General features: G+C 58.1%; 17 protein-coding genes. 9 read left to right on the plus strand and 8 right to left on the minus strand.

The window, feature by feature from the left end:
* The first annotated feature begins 86 nt into the window (after positions 1-86).
* Entirely contained in the window at positions 87-995 is a 909-nt protein-coding gene (locus tag HMPREF2993_RS11320; RefSeq protein WP_046648864.1) for a DUF559 domain-containing protein, read from the plus strand.
* Positions 996-1100: 105 nt separating this feature from the next.
* On the opposite strand, the gene HMPREF2993_RS11325 is transcribed toward HMPREF2993_RS11320, so the two are convergent.
* The 6 genes from HMPREF2993_RS11325 to HMPREF2993_RS11350 all read right to left on the minus strand — a co-directional run bounded on the left by HMPREF2993_RS11325 (position 1101) and on the right by HMPREF2993_RS11350 (position 8564).
* The gene (locus tag HMPREF2993_RS11325) at positions 1101-1400 is read right to left on the minus strand and encodes a DUF202 domain-containing protein (RefSeq protein ID WP_070702440.1); all 300 of its coding nucleotides are present in this window, start codon (positions 1398-1400) and stop codon (positions 1101-1103) included.
* Positions 1397-1759, minus strand: a complete 363-nt coding sequence (locus HMPREF2993_RS11330; RefSeq protein WP_070702442.1) for a YidH family protein — start codon at positions 1757-1759, stop codon at positions 1397-1399. Before HMPREF2993_RS11330 ends, HMPREF2993_RS11325 begins: the two co-directional genes overlap by 4 nt.
* A 49-nt stretch (positions 1760-1808) precedes the next feature.
* On the minus strand, positions 1809-2492 hold the full coding sequence (locus tag HMPREF2993_RS11335; protein ID WP_070702445.1) for a potassium channel family protein: 684 nt from the start codon (positions 2490-2492) through the stop codon (positions 1809-1811).
* A 1-nt stretch (position 2493) separates the two neighbouring features.
* Positions 2494-3858 (minus strand): TrkH family potassium uptake protein, encoded by a 1365-nt coding sequence (locus HMPREF2993_RS11340; protein ID WP_070702447.1) that lies wholly within the window; start codon positions 3856-3858, stop codon positions 2494-2496.
* A gap of 117 nt (positions 3859-3975) precedes the next feature.
* Positions 3976-6024, minus strand: coding sequence for a YhgE/Pip domain-containing protein (locus HMPREF2993_RS11345; protein ID WP_070702448.1), 2049 nt, complete (start codon positions 6022-6024; stop codon positions 3976-3978).
* Positions 6024-8564, minus strand: a complete 2541-nt coding sequence (locus tag HMPREF2993_RS11350) for a YhgE/Pip domain-containing protein (RefSeq protein WP_070702449.1) — start codon at positions 8562-8564, stop codon at positions 6024-6026. Before HMPREF2993_RS11350 ends, HMPREF2993_RS11345 begins: the two co-directional genes overlap by 1 nt.
* A gap of 174 nt (positions 8565-8738) precedes the next feature.
* Here HMPREF2993_RS11350 and HMPREF2993_RS11355 point away from each other — a divergent pair, with 174 nt between their 5' ends.
* The 5 genes from HMPREF2993_RS11355 (at position 8739) to HMPREF2993_RS11375 (ending at position 11791) form a co-directional block, all read left to right on the plus strand.
* Positions 8739-9923: an Nramp family divalent metal transporter gene (locus tag HMPREF2993_RS11355; RefSeq protein WP_011272788.1), complete on the plus strand. Its 1185-nt coding sequence runs from the start codon at positions 8739-8741 to the stop codon at positions 9921-9923.
* 20 nt (positions 9924-9943) lie between these two features.
* Complete coding sequence (locus HMPREF2993_RS11360; protein WP_070516271.1) at positions 9944-10333, plus strand: NUDIX hydrolase; 390 nt, start codon at positions 9944-9946, stop codon at positions 10331-10333.
* 62 nt (positions 10334-10395) lie between these two features.
* Positions 10396-10971, plus strand: coding sequence for a TetR/AcrR family transcriptional regulator (locus tag HMPREF2993_RS11365; RefSeq protein WP_005292598.1), 576 nt, complete (start codon positions 10396-10398; stop codon positions 10969-10971).
* On the plus strand, positions 10968-11330 hold the full coding sequence (locus tag HMPREF2993_RS11370; protein ID WP_049157746.1) for a DoxX family protein: 363 nt from the start codon (positions 10968-10970) through the stop codon (positions 11328-11330). The genes HMPREF2993_RS11365 and HMPREF2993_RS11370 overlap by 4 nt, the downstream gene beginning before the upstream one ends.
* A gap of 179 nt (positions 11331-11509) precedes the next feature.
* On the plus strand, positions 11510-11791 hold the full coding sequence (locus HMPREF2993_RS11375) for a PIN domain-containing protein (RefSeq protein ID WP_070510735.1): 282 nt from the start codon (positions 11510-11512) through the stop codon (positions 11789-11791).
* 496 nt (positions 11792-12287) lie between these two features.
* Here HMPREF2993_RS11375 and HMPREF2993_RS13515 read toward each other — a convergent pair whose 3' ends face one another.
* Both HMPREF2993_RS13515 and HMPREF2993_RS11380 read right to left on the minus strand, forming a co-directional pair.
* Entirely contained in the window at positions 12288-12989 is a 702-nt protein-coding gene (locus HMPREF2993_RS13515; RefSeq protein ID WP_141758307.1) for a S1 family peptidase, read from the minus strand.
* Between the two features lie 344 nt (positions 12990-13333).
* Positions 13334-13993 carry a hypothetical protein gene (locus HMPREF2993_RS11380; RefSeq protein WP_070510733.1) on the minus strand — a complete coding sequence of 220 codons (660 nt, stop codon included), beginning with the start codon at positions 13991-13993 and terminating at the stop codon, positions 13334-13336.
* A 947-nt stretch (positions 13994-14940) separates the two neighbouring features.
* Here HMPREF2993_RS11380 and HMPREF2993_RS11385 point away from each other — a divergent pair.
* The 3 genes from HMPREF2993_RS11385 to HMPREF2993_RS11395 are packed head-to-tail and all read left to right on the plus strand — an operon-like array spanning position 14941 to position 15787.
* Entirely contained in the window at positions 14941-15159 is a 219-nt protein-coding gene (locus HMPREF2993_RS11385; protein ID WP_070702450.1) for a hypothetical protein, read from the plus strand.
* Positions 15156-15362 carry a hypothetical protein gene (locus HMPREF2993_RS11390; protein ID WP_070702452.1) on the plus strand — a complete coding sequence of 69 codons (207 nt, stop codon included), beginning with the start codon at positions 15156-15158 and terminating at the stop codon, positions 15360-15362. Before HMPREF2993_RS11385 ends, HMPREF2993_RS11390 begins: the two co-directional genes overlap by 4 nt.
* A complete protein-coding gene (locus tag HMPREF2993_RS11395) occupies positions 15359-15787 on the plus strand; it encodes a hypothetical protein (RefSeq protein ID WP_070702454.1) in 429 nt (142 codons plus the stop codon). The genes HMPREF2993_RS11390 and HMPREF2993_RS11395 overlap by 4 nt, the downstream gene beginning before the upstream one ends.
* Positions 15788-15830 lie beyond the last annotated feature (43 nt).

Raw genomic sequence — 15830 nt, forward strand, 5'->3', positions numbered from 1 at the left:
CTACGCACCCCGAAACCGGAAGAGCCGGTTTAGCGCTGCGTACCGCTCGCCGCGCGCGATCCACGCCAATGCGCTACAAGTAAGCCATGAACAACCTAGGCATCTTTCACTACATAGACACCCACATAGTCGATCTGCGCACGCTCACCAACGACGACCCCCGATGGGGCAAAATTCACGCGAGGAAATTCCATAAGCTCGCGTGGTGCTATGCCATTCCCCTGCACCGATGGCTGCACTTGAAACCCTGGGAGCGAGAAACCGCAGAGGTCTATGCCCATGCGCGTGCCGCACCGCGGGCAACTCTCCTGGGCAAAGCGGCGGCTCGCATCCACGGCATCCCTACGCTCACAACGCCGAGCGAGTATTTCGCGACAGTCCCCTCCAACTCCGTTCCCCAAAAATCCAAGCGCCAATACTTCCGCTACAAGCAAACGAAACTCAACAATCAAGTCACAGAAGTCCACGGCATCCGGGTCACTTCTCTCGCGCGTACGGCGATTGATATCGCACGATTCGATGGATTCGTCGAAGGACTCGTCGCCGCAGACTACGTAAGGTCACGACGGGTATCAAAGGACACTCTCAACTGGGTACTCGGCGACATGGGCCGCGTGAAAGGAGTCGCGGATGCACGCCGGGCCGTGGAACATAGCGTCAACAGCTCCGAATCTCCCTGGGAGTCCTACGCGCGGGCGCTCATCCTTGACGCGGACCTTCCGGCGGTTCGCAGCCTGCGCGCCCAATACCGAGTCAATCAGTACTACGCCGACCTCGCGATCAATGACTGGCTCCTCATTGAGATCGACGGCAACGTGAAATACGAGAACGAGCTGGATGAGGTGATTCGGGCCGAGCACCAACGCCAAAAGGCACTCCTCAACCAGGGCTTTGTCGTCTTACGTTTCTCTCCCCAAGAATTGCGCGAAGCTCCAGAAGACTTCATCAACACCATCGCACGGCACTTAGCTGCGGGCCCCCGAAACTTCCGCTAGATCCCCAGACCTGAAACCCGCAACCTGCAGGTGGGCGTCGCCAAGCGCTTGCCGACGCCCCACCGCCCACCAGGGAGTTTCGGGATCGAGGTCTGGGGGTTTGCGCTACCACAGCGCGAAGAAAGCAACCGCGCCGAGAAGCATCGTTCCCAGCGCAACGGCGGCAAGCGCCGAGGCCCCGGGCAGGGCAGGTGATTCGGCCCGGGCCAGGATCTCGTCAGCATCGCGGAGCTTGGCGGTGGCCAACCACAGCACCACGGCCACCACTACCCCAACAATTACGGCGGCCCATGGCGCAACGGAACGAACGACCAGCAAACCCGCGATGAGGCCGGCAAGCCCCGTGCGCTGCCAGGCTAAGCGGGTGCGCTCGGGTTGGAGGCCGGGATCAAAAAGCTCGCTCACGCTAGCAGCTCGCCCACCAGAATCATCAGACCGATGATGATCACCACGCCAACAATCAGCGCCAACGCCGGGCTAGCCGGGAGCGGGCGCCCCTGGCGCATCGCGCGCTCGGAGGCACCCCAGTGAAACCACGCCACCGCCGGCAGCACGATGGCCACGATCAACATGATGACGGAGACGACACGAGTCAGCGTGGAATTCAGAGGCAGCTCGAAAGTCTCCAGCGCCACACCACCGGCAATAAAGGCCAATGACGTGCGGATCCACGCCAGAAAGGTGCGCTCATTAGCCATGCTGAAGCGCGGGTCGGGTTCCTCCCCTGTTCCATACACCGAGCGCGGGAAACGTGCCTTCCTCATAGGCGCTACTGTAGCGCCCCGCTCCTCACTCCACAGCGCGAGGCGCCGCCTAGGACTGCGAGAAGGCCTCCAGATCCGCGGGGCTACCGGCGACGACGATGAGGTCGCGGTGGGTGAGCTCGGTGCCGTCGACAAGCGGGCGCCACTGGCCAGGCCCCTCACAGCGGGAGATGAGCTGAACGTTGTGTGCTTCCCACACCTGGTGCAGGTTGAGCGGGCGCTTGCTTATCGACGCCGGCGGGGTCATCGCCGTCACGCCATAGTCGGTGGCGATTTCCGCAAAATCCTCGAAGCGCCCGCCCAACAGGTGCGCCACGCGGCGACCCGTATCGCGCTCCGGGCGGATCACGTGGTGCACTCCCAGTTGGCGCAGGATGCGGGCATGAGCATCTGAATCGGCCTTGGCCCAGATATCGCTTACCCCGAGCTCCACGAGGTTGGAGGCCGTAAGGATGGAATCCTCCAAATCGGAGCCGATGGCCACGACCACGCGCTCTACTTCATCAACGCCCAGCTGGCGGAGGGCCTCGGCGTCGGTGGTATCCGCGGTCACCGCTTCGGTGAGGTACGCGGCGTGTTCGCGCACGTGCTTCTCCTCGGCGTCGATGCCGAGAACCTCCACGCCGTGCTCCATCAGCTCGCGGGCCAGGGAAGAACCGAACCGCCCCATACCAATGACGACGACCGGTGGAATATTGATGGACGTCTTCTCGCGCCGCAGGGCGCTGAACATGTTAGCCAATGAACGGCCTTTCTTCTGGGTAGCGGTAGCGCAGGCTGATGGTCCGGGCGGCCAGTGCCGCCACGAAAGTGGTGGGGCCTACGCGGCCAACGTACATGATGAGACACAGCATGAGCTGCGATGGTGCGGACAAACTTGCAGTAATACCCGTGGACAAGCCCACGGTGGCGAAGGCGGACATGACTTCGAAAGTGACCTGGTCCGCGGTGAACTCGGGGTCCCAGATGCGCAGCGTCGCCACACCTACGGCAACGACGATCATTCCGGCGGCAGTCAGCGCGAGGGCCTGACGGAAGGTGGACAGCGGCAGGCGACGGTGCCCGATGGAGGTGTCTTCCCTGCCCAAGAATTCAGAAATCATCGCCGCGCCCAGAACGCATGCGGTAGTCACCTTGATGCCACCCGCCGTACCGGCGGAGCCGCCGCCGATGAACATCAAGATGTCCGTAACCATCAGCGTCAACGGGTGCGCTTCCCCGTAGTCGATGGCGTTGAAACCGGCCGTTCGGGGCGAAGCGCTCATGAAGAAGGCGTTGATCAGCTTCTGGTCCAACGGCATCCCATGCAGCACACCGGAACCCTCGGAGAGGAAGAAGACCACGGTGCCACCCAGCAACAAGAACGCGGTGGCGCCCAGCGTCATCCGGGCGGTCATGGACATGCGGTGAATGCGGGGCGTGCCGCCGCGCCAGCGCGTTAGCCGTGCACGGGCCCGTCGCACGAACTCCGCCAACATGGGATAGCCCAGACCACCGACAATCAGGGCGAAGGCGAGAGGAATCAGAATCCAGCCATCGGCGGCGAAGGAAATGACGCTGTCTGAATAGGTACTAAACCCAGCGTTATTGAAGGCCGAAATGGCGTGGAAGATACCTTCCCACACCGCGCGCCCTGGTGCCACGCCGTGTTCGGTGGCTAGGCGCACACCGATGAACACGGCAACTGTGGCCTCACAGATCAGAGTCATCATCAGGGTGAGCAGCAGGGCATGTCGAATGCCTCCGGAAGCCACAGCACGACCTTCCGCCGCCATGGTCCGGCGGGCTTTGAAGCTGATGCGACCGGTCAACAACATGCCTGATAGCGATGCCAGGCTCATAATGCCGAGGCCGCCCAGCTGGATGAGCGCGATGATGACCGCTTGGCCGAAGGGCGTCCAATAGGTGCCGGTGTCCTCCACCACGAGACCCGTCAAGGAGACCGCCGAGGTCGCCGTAAACAGCGCTGGCAGGAACGGTGTCCACTGCGGAACGTTGGCGGAAATCGGCAGCATCAGCAGCAGCGTTCCCACGAGGATGAGCAGGATAAAGCCCACGGCGGTGAGCCGAGCCGGGCCCAGGAAATGACCGCGTTTCACAGCGCTTCAGCTTACTGCCATTTACCTCCGATGGACACTCCCCTCAGCCTTGAATATTGCGATTTTATTATGTGAATCATCACAATCGATAACCCCGAAGGCACCGCGAAGTAACCGCTACATCAGCTTGGTCTTGTCCAAGGTCTCCACCCAGCCGTTGGTGAACTTCTCCAACGGCTTGTGGAAGACCACGCCCAGAATCAGCATCGGTATGGCAAAGAGCAAGAGGGCGAACAGGGAGAGCCAGTAATCACCGTGGTAAGTTCCGGCGATGGCCGCGCGGAAAGCACGGATGGTATAGGTCGCCGGCAGCCACGGGCTAATGTTCTGGAACCAGTCCGGGAGCACCTGCAAGGGGTAGGCACCGCCCGACGACGATACTTGGACCACCAGCATGAGCACCGCCAAGGCTTTGCCTGCGTTGGCGAAGGAGACCACGAAGGTGTAGCAAATCAGCATAAAGATGAGCGAGCTAACCCAGCCTGCCAGCAGCATGAGAATCGGGTGCGCGGGCTCGATGCCCACGAAGAAGATGAGGCCCAAGATGAGCATCGTCGACTGCATGAGACCAACCGCGACGAACATTCCAAAGCGGCCGAAGAAGCGCTGCATCGGCGAGTACTTGTCCTTGTCCACCACGTCGGTGCGCACGCTCACCGCAGTCAGCAGCGCGCCGACCCACAGGGCCAGCGCCGTGTACATGGGTGTCATGCCGGCACCAAAGCTCTTGACTGGGTAGACCGCTTGCCTGTCGACGTCCACCGGCGCCGCAATCGCACGCGCCAAGGCATCCGGATCGGAACCGATGAGGTCCGCCAACTTCTTCAGGTCACCAGATGCCGCAGCGGAGTCGATATCCTTCCGCAGGTCGCCGAACTTGTTGGCCTTATCCTGCAGGCCAGAGGCGAGCTTCTGTACCGCATCCCGAGCATCCGTCAGGGAAGAGGAATCAATGGTGACGGGAGTCTTCGCGGTATCCAGATCCGCGCTCACCTGGCCCAGGGAGTCCTGCAGCGCACGCAGGGATTCGCGCAGACCAGAGGTGGAGATTCCCTCCACTGCCTTCTTGGCATTGTCGATGCTGGAGAGATCCGGCTTCGTGGGTTCGGGAGCATTCGCGGCCGCAGTGAGGCGCGCGTGGAGAGTGCGCTGCGCGTCGATGGCCTCCTCGATACGGCTGAGCGACTTCTCTTTATCCCCGGCAGGAATTGGCAGGGCCTCAATGTGGCCGTGCAGGTTCTGATACTGGGCAATGGTGCCTTCTACCTGGCCGGCCAAGGTGTTGAGCGCGGCGACGCGGTCGGCGCGGGAGGCGGAGGCGTCGTCGTAAAGCGCATCAATGCGTTGGCGCACCACATCATAACTAGCGCTGGTGGCATCGAGCGATTGCTGCAGCGCGTCCGTGGAAACGTTGAGCGAGGAGGACTGAACCTCCGGAAGCTCCAGGTCCGCTGAGTCCGCAATGCGTTGGGCGCTTTCCATGAGCGGAACTGCGGTATCCACAAGTCCAGCCAGGGAACGCGCAGTACGCGCCGCCATATCCAGCTGGGTCTGCACGCCATCCGCGCGCGCCTGCATCCGGTCCAACACAGCCTTGGTATCGCCCTTGCTTAAGAAGTCGGAGAGCGAGGTGACCAGATCGAAGGACACGTCACCGACCGTCGTGGTGAAGGCTTCGGCAACCTGGGCCGACACGCCCTCTGCGCCTTGACCGGTGATCTTCGGCGCCAGCGCGTTCTTCTTCTCATTCATATAGAAGGATAAATCCGCGGGCTGGGAACCATCCGTGTAGAAGTTCATCATGTCGGTACTGAAGTCTTCCGGGAGCACGATGGCTGCGTAATACTCACCGGACTTGGTACCTTCAATCGCCTCATCGGAGGTGGTCACAACCCAATCCAGCTGCTCGTTCGCGCGCAGCTCATTGAGTACTTGATCGCCGACGTTGATGGGCACCGGCAACAGATCGCTCTCATAGCCGGTGTCCTTGCTGGCCACCGCCACCTTGAGCTGGCTGGTGTTATCAAAGGGATCCCAGCTAGCCAACACGTTAAACCACGTGAACAGCATCGGAATGACGACGAGACCCACGAGCATCACCGCGCTCATCACGTTGCGGCATGCGGTGCGCATGTCATTGAGGAAAAGATCGAGTGTTCCACGCATTAATTATCCCCCTCCGTGGAATCCGCGCCGGCGCGAGCCGGGTGTTTGATGTCATCTTCATCCAGCGTCACGAGCTCCGCGGACTGCTTCAGGCTAATGCGCAGGTATTCCAGGGTGACCGCGGCGACAATAATAAGGAAGCACCACGCCGTCCAAATGCCCAAGAGCAACGGCTTCTGGTCGGGCAAGAGGCCCGAGACAACAATGAGGATGACCGCGCCGACAACGCCCGCGATGGCCACCAGCTTGAGCCAGTAGCCCCAGTTATGAGCGCGGCGGTCCAAATCCCTCTTGAGGCCACTGCGGCTATCCAGCGCCTGGATGACGTCCGCGATGCGGTAGCCGGAGCCCACAACCTGCACGTTTTCATAGTCGAAGAGCTCGGTGTCCTTCAGCTCGCGGTTGAAGATGACGTTGAAGTGCGCCAACGCCTTGCGCAGTAGAAGGCCGAAGACAAAGAAGAGAATGAACATGAAGGCGAGCACGCTCATGTTCTTGAAGTAGTGGTTGCCGTAGAACCCGCCGATGGTTTCGCGCATGGCGTCGATGCCGTAGGTGAAGGGCAGCAATGGGTAAATGGTGTGGAAGAAGCTGGGCAGCAGCTCAATCGGGTACAGGCCCGACGCACCTGGAATCTGGATAATGGCAAAAACCACGCAGAGGCCGCGGCCGAGGTGACCCAGAGACGTCGACAACCCATAGATAATGCTCAAGTAGGCCAATCCCACGAGCACGCCCGTCAGGATGAAGGCAGGCGCGTTCACGGTCTGCACGCCGATGAGCAGATCACCCACGGTCACCGTGACGGCCTGGATGATGACCATCAGGGCCATGAGGAGGAAGCGGCCCAAGTAGGCCTGGCCCACCGTGATGCGGTCGAAGCCCTCCTTATCGACCTCAACCCGGAAGATCACCATGAGGACGAAGGCACCAATCCACAGAGAGAGGTTAGTAAACAGCGCCGCCATGGCGGAGCCGTAGCTGTCCACCGGGTACACGGTTTCGGTCTTCAGCTCGATGGGCTCCGCAAAGAATTTACCGATTTCTTCCGCGTCCAGCCCGGTGACATTTTGAACGACTTTGGAGTTCATCGCGGCACGCAGCGAGCCTACATCGCCCTGCATAGCGCGCAGGCTGTCCTGCAGGGCCAGGAGGTTGGTATCGAAATCGGACAAGGTGTCCTTCGTGGCGCGCAGCTGCTGGGCCACGCCGTCCAGGAGACCATTGGCCTCCTGCATGGTTCCCTTCTGAGCTTCCAGGGTGGAGCTCAAAGCACTCGCCATGGAGCTCAGATTGCTCATGGCACGGTTGATTTCCGGCACGGCGGTGGTCACGGTATCGCGCAGCGTCTGCGACGTGGCCTTGGTATCTGCCGCTGCCTGGTTGATGGCCTCCGCGCTAGCCTGCACGTTGTCCGCTGCGGCCTGGGTATCCTTGCTCAGCGCATTGAGGTTCCCCACCAATTGGCGGTTGGATTCATTGCCCTCATCGAGGCGCTGGATGGCGTCATCGATCTCCTTGGCCACCTGCGGTGAAAGCGTTGCGGAATCGCGCAACGCCTTAAGCTGCGCAATCGATTCCGCACTCGCGTCAATAGCAGTGTTCGCCCGTTGCGTGGCGTAATCGAAACGGTCACCGGCCTGGTTCAGGCCAGCTGTGACATCCGCAATGGATTCCTGCGCCTGTGCGGTGCCGTCTGCCACCGCACTTGCGCCACTGACGAAGGCACCGGTGGTCTGGTCGGTGAAGTCACCGATGCCCCCTTGGGCCTGCTCGACTAGGGAGGAGACCTCGGCGAGGGCTGTTTGGGCGTCGCCCAGCGCAGCACTCACATCAGCCACCGTGGACTTGGCGCCCAACGTGGAATCAGCGGCGGCGTCAAGCTTTCCCTGGATGCGCGCGAGGTTCTCACGGTTGCCGTCAATCTCCTGCGCGGTCTCCCCGAAGGCCGAACTAGTGTTGTTCATCGCGCGCGTGACTTTTCGCTCGAAGTCGGTACCGGTGTCCTTGATGTTCTCCGCCGCGACGGTGGCCACCTGCTCCTTGAAGGCCGCAGTGATCTGCTTGTCTAGACCTTTGGCACCGGTATCCGTGATCTTCACGGCGATGGCGTTGTTCTTCTCGTTAACACGGTAGACCAGCTGCGGCTGCGTGAACTTCCCGTCGAGCATGCTCACGAGGTTCTCGCTAAAGTCCTCAGGAATCGTCACCGAGGCATACACGTCTCCCTCTAAAAGGGCTTTCTCGGCTTCGTCGCGCTCGAGGAATTGCCAGCCTAGCTGGTCATTCTTTTTGAGTTTCTCAATGACCTCGCTGCCGACATCTATCTTCCCCGTCAGCTCGTTGTTAGCACCCTTATCCTCGTTGACCACGGCCACCTTGATGTTGTTGGTATGGCCGTAGGGGTCACGAAAAGCCGCGATGTTCACCCATGAATACAACGCGGGGGTGATGATAAGCCCGATGAGGATGATCCACGCCCTGGGGACGCGGCCAAGCCTGGCTACATCTCTAATAAAAATCTTCCAACTTTGGCGCACTGAAGGCAGTGTACCCGTTGAAGCTTCGAGTCTCTAACCTGCCGAAATACATAAAGTAATTTAAATAATTAACAAATAAACTTTAACATGGTTTGCCGGATCAAACCCCTGGCTTGAACATATGGCGATGAAAACTAGACTTCAAGTAGTTGAACTTTTGGTATGGAGATGCCTATGCGTAAGACCTTAATCAGCCTCACCGGCCCCGCCTTCGTTGCTGCAGTGGCTTACGTCGACCCCGGCAACGTAGCCGCCAACATCAGCGCCGGCTCCCACTACGGCTACCTCCTGGTGTGGGTACTCGTCGTGGCCAACCTCATGGCCATGTTCATCCAGTACCACTCCGCCAAACTGGGCCTAGTCACCCACCGCTCCCTGCCGGAAATCATGGGCGAGCGTCTCTCCCGCCGCGCGCGCCTAGGCATGTGGGCCCAGGCCGAGCTCATCGCCGCGGCCACCGACCTCGCCGAAGTCATCGGCGGCGCCATTGCCCTGCAACTCCTCTTCAACCTCCCCCTGTTCGCGGGCGCGCTCATCATCGGCGCGGTCTCCATCATTCTCCTCATCTTCCAGAAGAAGAACCAGTGGTTCGAGGGGCTTGTCATCGGCCTGCTCCTGGTCATCTGCATCGGCTTCCTTGCCGGCCTCGCCATCGCCCCGCCCGACCCCGCCGACGTGGCCGGCGGCCTCATCCCCCGCCTAGAGGGCAAGGACAGCATCCTGCTGGCCGCCTCCATGTTGGGCGCCACCGTCATGCCGCACGCCATTTACCTACACTCCTCCCTGACCAAGCAGCGCTACCCCGACCTGGAAATCCCCCACGTGCTGGCCGGCACCCGCGCGGACATCGCCGTGGCGCTGTCCATCGCCGGGCTCGTCAACGTGGGCCTGCTGGTCCTGGCGGGCTCGGCCCTCTACGGCGTGGACGGCACAGAGACCATCTCCGGGGCCCACACGGCGATTGCCAGCCACCTCGGCCCGCTGGCCGGCGTTCTCTTCGCCATCGGCCTGCTGGCCAGCGGCCTCGCCTCGACGTCAGTGGGCGCCTACGCCGGCTCCGAAATCATGGACGGCCTGCTTCACATCAAGGTCCCCCTACTAGTCCGCCGCCTGGTCACGCTCATCCCGGCGCTGGTCATCATCGGCTGCGGGGTCGACCCCACTATGGCACTGGTGGTCAGCCAGGCACTTCTTTCCCTGGGCATCCCCTTCGCCATCATCCCGCTTTTCCGCTATGCCGGCTCCCGGGACGTCATGGGTGAGTTCGCCGCGAAACCCTGGTCTATGGCCGTGGGCTGGACGCTTGCCGCGCTGGTCATCGCACTCAATCTCGCCCTCGTGCTCCTGCCGCTGCTCTAGGCCGCCTACAATCAGCAGCCATGATTGAAGTAGCAGCCGTCGTCATCCGCAACCCACAAGGCCACGTGCTTACCGTGCGCAAGAAGTCCTCCACCAAGTACCAACTGCCCGGCGGCAAGCCTGAGGCGGGCGAGGCGCTTGTCGACGCCGCCCTGCGCGAAGTTGCCGAAGAAGTAGGCCTCACCCTCGACGCCGAGAGCCTCAACAAACTCGGCACCTTCGACGCTCCCGCCGCCAACGAACCGGGCGAGGTCGTCGTCGGCACCATCTTCACCTACACCCGCACCGTCACCACCGACGAACCCCACGCCGCCGCCGAAATCGGGGACACCGCCTGGGTCAACCCAACAGCACCCGACCGCGAGCTTGCACACCTGCTGCGCGACCGCGTCTTCCCCACGCTGGCCTAGCGCCAACTGTCAACACTTCGGCGTCATTGACCTCGAAACCATCAAGAGCTACCCTTTTGAACATGTTCACTGAACACGTTCACTCATCGCGCTCGGCCGCCAAAGCTGGCACCGTCAGCAAGGTCCTAGCCACCGCCTACGAACTCTTCCTCACTCAGGGCTACGCCACCACCAGCATCCGGACTATCGCATCCGAAGCTGGCGTTAGCGTGGGAACCGTCATGGGAGTCGGCGACAAACAAACGCTGCTCATCCGCACCATTGGCCAACACATTTCAGAACTCCACGATGACATCCGGGGACAATCCGATAGCCTTCTCGATGTCCTGAGACCTTTCCTCCAGATGTTTACCGGCCACGAAGAGCTCTCCCGCGCCTTTGGCGCAGCACTCATCCAACAAGGCAATCAAGGCGAAGCGCTCACCGCACTCAAAACGCTCCTGACCGATGAAATCACCCTGCGACTCGGCACCAGGCTCAGCAGCGCCGATGCGGCCGAGTACGCCGACCTGCTGTACAACGTCTACCTCGGCTTACTCATCGGCTGGGCCGCCGGAATCTACGACACCGAGCACCTCACATCCCAAGCCGCCTCATCGATCGAACGCCTCAACACCGCATTCGGAGTAACCCAATGATCCTAGAATCTTCCCCAGCCTGGCCCTCCCTTCTACTAGCAGCCATTCTGCTTGGCGACGCCGCCCTCTCCCTCAAACCAGTCCCCTTCATCGAAGCCTGCCTCAGCGGCGTCAAACTCCCCAAGGACTGGTGGTGGGCGCTCATTGTCATCAAGTGCCTCGCCGCCGTAGGACTCATTGCCGGCCTCTGGTTCCCCGGCGTAGGAATCACAGCCATGATTGGAGTCATCGCCTATTTCTGCGCGGCCGCAGCAGCCCATGTCCGCGCCCACTTCCTCGGTAGCGCATTCTGGATCAACTGCTTAGGCATGCTCGCATTCTCCATCGGAGTACCGATCCTGACGCTCGCACTGACTTAAGACACCAGTCAACCATTCACGGCTTCCAGAAGGAAGATGCATCATCGCACCTATTGATTGATGACTTGATGCTTTCTACCCTAAAGGTATGCACACCAGGATAAACCTCCCCTCCTTCGATTGCGGCGGACCAGCTCTAGTTGATCTCAGCGACAAAGAAGCCGTATGGGCGGTGCTCGATGATCATTCCTGATGTCAACATTCTCGTTTATACCTTCCACTCCGCAGCACCACAACATAAACCCGCTCAGCAGTGGTTAAGTGGTGCGCTGAATCGGCATGAAACAATTGGGCTCCTGGATGTTGTGGCAACGGGCCTTGTTCGAGTTATGACCAACCACAAGCTATTCCACAAACCACTAACCGCCCAGCAAGCACTGACTGCACTCAATACCATTTTAGCGGCCCCAAACGGGCACTCTTTTGAGCTCCAGCCCAGGGACCTGGACAACCTTCACTGAACTGGTGCGCTTGCACAAGCTTAAAGCCAGCGACATCCCTGATGCCTGGATAGCCGCGTCCGTAATAGAAGAAGAAGCAACCTTACTGAGCCAAGATCAGGGCTTTGCCCGCTTCCGAGAGCTGCGCTGGCACCCGCTTCTAGAATGACAACAACAAACGCAGATCCCGAGCCACCGGTGAACGATGACTAGGGTTCTATAAGTTGAAGCAGCGAAATCAAGCAATCAATAAACCGACAAGCCCTCGACTAAAGCGACAAAATTAACGCACTCTAAAACTTCTCGATGTTAGGACAAGGACTAGTATTGAGGCATCTGCCGATGGCGCTACGTCCGCCGACTAACAAAATACACTCGGCAACAACCAACACCGTCCAAATCCGACTCGTCGCTAGCGCAGGAAGTCGTTGAGCAGATTCCGCCTCCTCTTTTGCGTAGCAGCTGCAACTAGTCGTTAGATAAAGCGGAAAATCTCCTAGCAAACAGGCTGTGTAATTTAACCATTTCCTTTACACTCATTAGAAGAAGAGTCTTCAGAGAGTTTTTCCTCCAGGAAAGAAAGCGGCGTGATAGTAGTATCCCCTTTCCCATTGCCGCCTTCAATGAGGGCCACCAATTCTCCTGCAGGATTATAGACAGGGGCGCCTGAATCCCCAGGTTTTGAAGTCATTTGAGCCTTTAGAGTTCGCGCCTGATATTCTCTCCCATTGATGGAAAATGCCTCACAATATAAGTTCTTGTCGTTGACAACCCCATCAATTCTCCCTCCGAGAAAGGTTTTTGCAAAAATAGCTGAAGGTATTTCGATACTTTTATCACTAATTTTATCAGCCCGAAGAACGTAATCTACCGGAGGATCAAGAAGTATTTCTGAAACATCTATCCCTTGGTTACTCCACAAGTAGTTTTCACCAATACTTCCAATACGCCTACCTTTCGAATACACTTCATCCGCACTTTCACTTTCACCACAATGACCGGCAGTCAAGGCCCGCTGCTGGGAAATGATAGTCACAGAACACGTCACCGCCCCTCGGGGAGGACCCACCTGCACCTCATCTCCACTTTCAATATATGAAAGAGGATCGAAATTCCTCTGTTGAGCAGTAGATATTGATGAAGCCGTGGCCCCAAAAGATACGCTAGCCAGAAAGAAAAGAGCTAGCCTGCCTACTATAGAAATAGTATTTTGTTTCATAACTTAATAAATAATCAATCTAAAACAGAGGCAGGCCCGCTAAAATACCCACCTCTGCTCAGATATTTACTTCTTCCCAGATGGAACAAACACAAGGAAAATGACCAAAATTGCTAGAGCAATCGTGACCCCATACGGCCACTGAAGTTGAGCGGAAAGCATCATCAATAAAACGCCCACAGTGGCCAATATCTTTTTCCACATATTTTACTCTCCAGAACCATTTCTATTCTTGCCAGGCGGCAGATTCTCTTGGACTGTTATCTGAACAATGCAGAAACATCCATATGGCAAAATTCCAATTACCTTTCCCTAAACCCCTTTCTGTTTAGAGGAAGGATAATTTATTGAAAACCAACCCGCTGAGGATATGCATTATGTGTGAAAGCGCCAGCCACAATCGAACCAATGCCATAGTCTGCATACATACCACCGGGCGCAAGACCAGCAATAGCCCCTCCAGTAGCTAGGATTTTGGAAAGAACTGGCTCGGGAATCCAGACTCCAGCGATTGTGACACCGCCACCCACCCGGTTAATCGTCGTTTTAGACAGTAGCACCCTCACATAAGTCCCATGGAATTCAATTCCATTCCGACCCTCTTGAAAGTATGGATCAATGTCATCATCATCAGCGCTCGAAATCTTCGGCCCTTTTTCCCAGAAAGTTATCGAGTCTCCCGCCACCTTCATCTCAAGGTTACTATCAGCCTTGGCCTCGCTGATCCTTTCGTTCTGAGTCTCTACTTCATTTTTGATTTCTTGCAGTTCCTTTTGCGAAAGAGCGCTTTCTGCCTCTCTAGCAATCGCGAATTGGTCTCCCTGAAGGAAAACATAGGAATCTGCTTTTTCCGCAACTTCTGAGGAAACAGAAGACTGAGAGGCATTATTCTGAGTCGACTCAGCGAGGTCAGTCTCAGTACCGGCACTAGCATTGACTGGTGCAAAAACTGTTGCTGCCGCAACCAGCACCACTAAACGCGTAGATTTCTTGAGACGATACATGTCCATAATCCTTTCTAGAAAAGATGGCTGAAAATCGGACACCCCTAGAGTTACATCCAGTAGGGATAATTGGAAGCAAAAGATGTAAAATGTAGACTATTGTATAAACTTCCTCAAGATTTGTTGCGAGGGCGCACAAGAAGGCATATAATCCCTCCCCTTCCCCGCAAACCCTAGTCTTTTGAGACTCGGGTTAACCAGCGCCCCAAAGACTGGTGGTGGGCGCTCATTGTCATCAAGTGCCGCGCAGCCACAGGAGTCATCGACGGACTCTGGTTCCCAAGCGTAGGAATCGCATCCATGTTTTGAGTCATCGCATATTTCTGCGCAGCCTCAGCAGCCCGTGTCCGCGCCCACTTCCTCGACAGTGAATTCTGGATCAACTGCTTAGGCATGCTCGCGCTCTCAACCGGTGTATTGGTCCTGCCGCTAGTGCTGAATTAGGCGACCAAAAATTCTTCGGAACCACCCCTGCCCCATTTCGCCATCAAGCACATTCGCCCGATATTTACTTCTTTTTCATCCCCCACCTCACTATGCCGTTCGTTGCTTTGGGAAGTGGCTGAGGGGAATAGCACTCATGAATTTTGGAAAGAACAAAATATTCGGACAAAGTTCTCATCGGGATCGATGTTCGCGTTACTTTCCACATCCCAAATTGGCTCTTTTAGTAACTCCATGACGCTCCCAGCCAGCACAGATTAAGGTCAGCGCCTTCATTCTAAGCTCTCTGCTCACGGGCTGCCGACATACGAAGCGACTGAAAACGTAAAATCCCGAGCCACCGGTAAAACGATGACTCGGGTTCTGTAGTTTGCGGAGACGAGAGGGACTGAACCCCCACACCACTCCCATGGAGGTCAAAGGCTACTTTTCAAACATCAACTTGCGGACTGTTGCGTAATTGTTGCGTAACGGACAACAGGAACCACCAGGAAAGGGCCACCATGACCACCCCCGAAACCACCACCCGCCAGACGCGCCGGGCCACTGGCACGCCACGCTTGCGGCACCTCATTCACCACATCGAACCACACGGCGTAATCCACACTCTATGCGGCCAACGCCTCTACAAGCACAAGGGTGCCACCACCGGGGCACACACCAACAAACAGAACTGCCCCGCATGTGATGCCGCTGCAATCCTCTACGAGGTGACACTGTGAGCATCCAACAACTCAACGAGACCATGCAGGAACTGAAGACCAATCTTGAACTGCTGGAGAGCATCAACCAGCAGTGCCAGAACTGCACCCCATCCGAATACCAACGGCTAGACCAACAGGCCCTGAAAATCATGCGGGCCAACACTCGCCTAACACGCACCATCCGCAACCTAACCAATGAACTGACAGGGGCACCACAATGAGCACACACCAACTGCCCACAGCAGACCAACCAGACAACTACACCGGCATCTGGAACCGGCACCGGGTGCGCTACCTCTATGCGGACACCACCACCGGCCTCTGGCACCTATGTGTTGGCACACCCCACGAGGGCAGCTACTGCACACACATGAACCCCATGCGGTGTGTTGACCTAGCCGGGCTTAATCTCCACTACAAGGACGGCGGCTACATCATCGTGCCCCGCGACGGGCTAACAGTAGGCACCCTCATGCCAGACTCCCTAGCGCGGCACTACCCCATGACCTACAAGGAACAACACCTAGAGGTGTGCTCCAACTGTTTAAGCATGGCTGCTGTGCAAGCAGAGATGTTGGGCCAGCGGGCATACCCGCTCAGGCGGCTGTTAAACGAGTTGGAGGGTACCAACGCCCCTAGCCGGTAGGTTCATCGCCTTAAACGGCGATATTGAACAGGCAAAACGCGGG

This window comes from Corynebacterium sp. HMSC068G04, from assembly GCF_001814885.1.
Lineage (GTDB): Bacteria > Actinomycetota > Actinomycetes > Mycobacteriales > Mycobacteriaceae > Corynebacterium > Corynebacterium hiratae.

Excerpts from the sequence above, each read along its gene's own strand:
- HMPREF2993_RS11395 (WP_070702454.1), top strand. The coding sequence starts at position 15,359 with ATGAGCACACACCAACTGCCCACAGCAGACCAACCAGACAACTACACC.
- HMPREF2993_RS11375 (WP_070510735.1), top strand. The coding sequence starts at position 11,510 with ATGATCATTCCTGATGTCAACATTCTCGTTTATACCTTCCACTCCGCA.
- HMPREF2993_RS11385 (WP_070702450.1), top strand. The coding sequence starts at position 14,941 with ATGACCACCCCCGAAACCACCACCCGCCAGACGCGCCGGGCCACTGGC.
- HMPREF2993_RS11345 (WP_070702448.1), bottom strand. The coding sequence starts at position 6,024 with ATGCGTGGAACACTCGATCTTTTCCTCAATGACATGCGCACCGCATGC.
- HMPREF2993_RS11365 (WP_005292598.1), top strand. The coding sequence starts at position 10,396 with ATGTTCACTGAACACGTTCACTCATCGCGCTCGGCCGCCAAAGCTGGC.
- HMPREF2993_RS11335 (WP_070702445.1), bottom strand. The coding sequence starts at position 2,492 with ATGTTCAGCGCCCTGCGGCGCGAGAAGACGTCCATCAATATTCCACCG.
- HMPREF2993_RS11370 (WP_049157746.1), top strand. The coding sequence starts at position 10,968 with ATGATCCTAGAATCTTCCCCAGCCTGGCCCTCCCTTCTACTAGCAGCC.
- HMPREF2993_RS11380 (WP_070510733.1), bottom strand. The coding sequence starts at position 13,993 with ATGTATCGTCTCAAGAAATCTACGCGTTTAGTGGTGCTGGTTGCGGCA.
- HMPREF2993_RS11330 (WP_070702442.1), bottom strand. The coding sequence starts at position 1,759 with ATGAGGAAGGCACGTTTCCCGCGCTCGGTGTATGGAACAGGGGAGGAA.
- HMPREF2993_RS11355 (WP_011272788.1), top strand. The coding sequence starts at position 8,739 with ATGCGTAAGACCTTAATCAGCCTCACCGGCCCCGCCTTCGTTGCTGCA.
- HMPREF2993_RS11360 (WP_070516271.1), top strand. The coding sequence starts at position 9,944 with ATGATTGAAGTAGCAGCCGTCGTCATCCGCAACCCACAAGGCCACGTG.
- HMPREF2993_RS11320 (WP_046648864.1), top strand. The coding sequence starts at position 87 with ATGAACAACCTAGGCATCTTTCACTACATAGACACCCACATAGTCGAT.
- HMPREF2993_RS13515 (WP_141758307.1), bottom strand. The coding sequence starts at position 12,989 with ATGAAACAAAATACTATTTCTATAGTAGGCAGGCTAGCTCTTTTCTTT.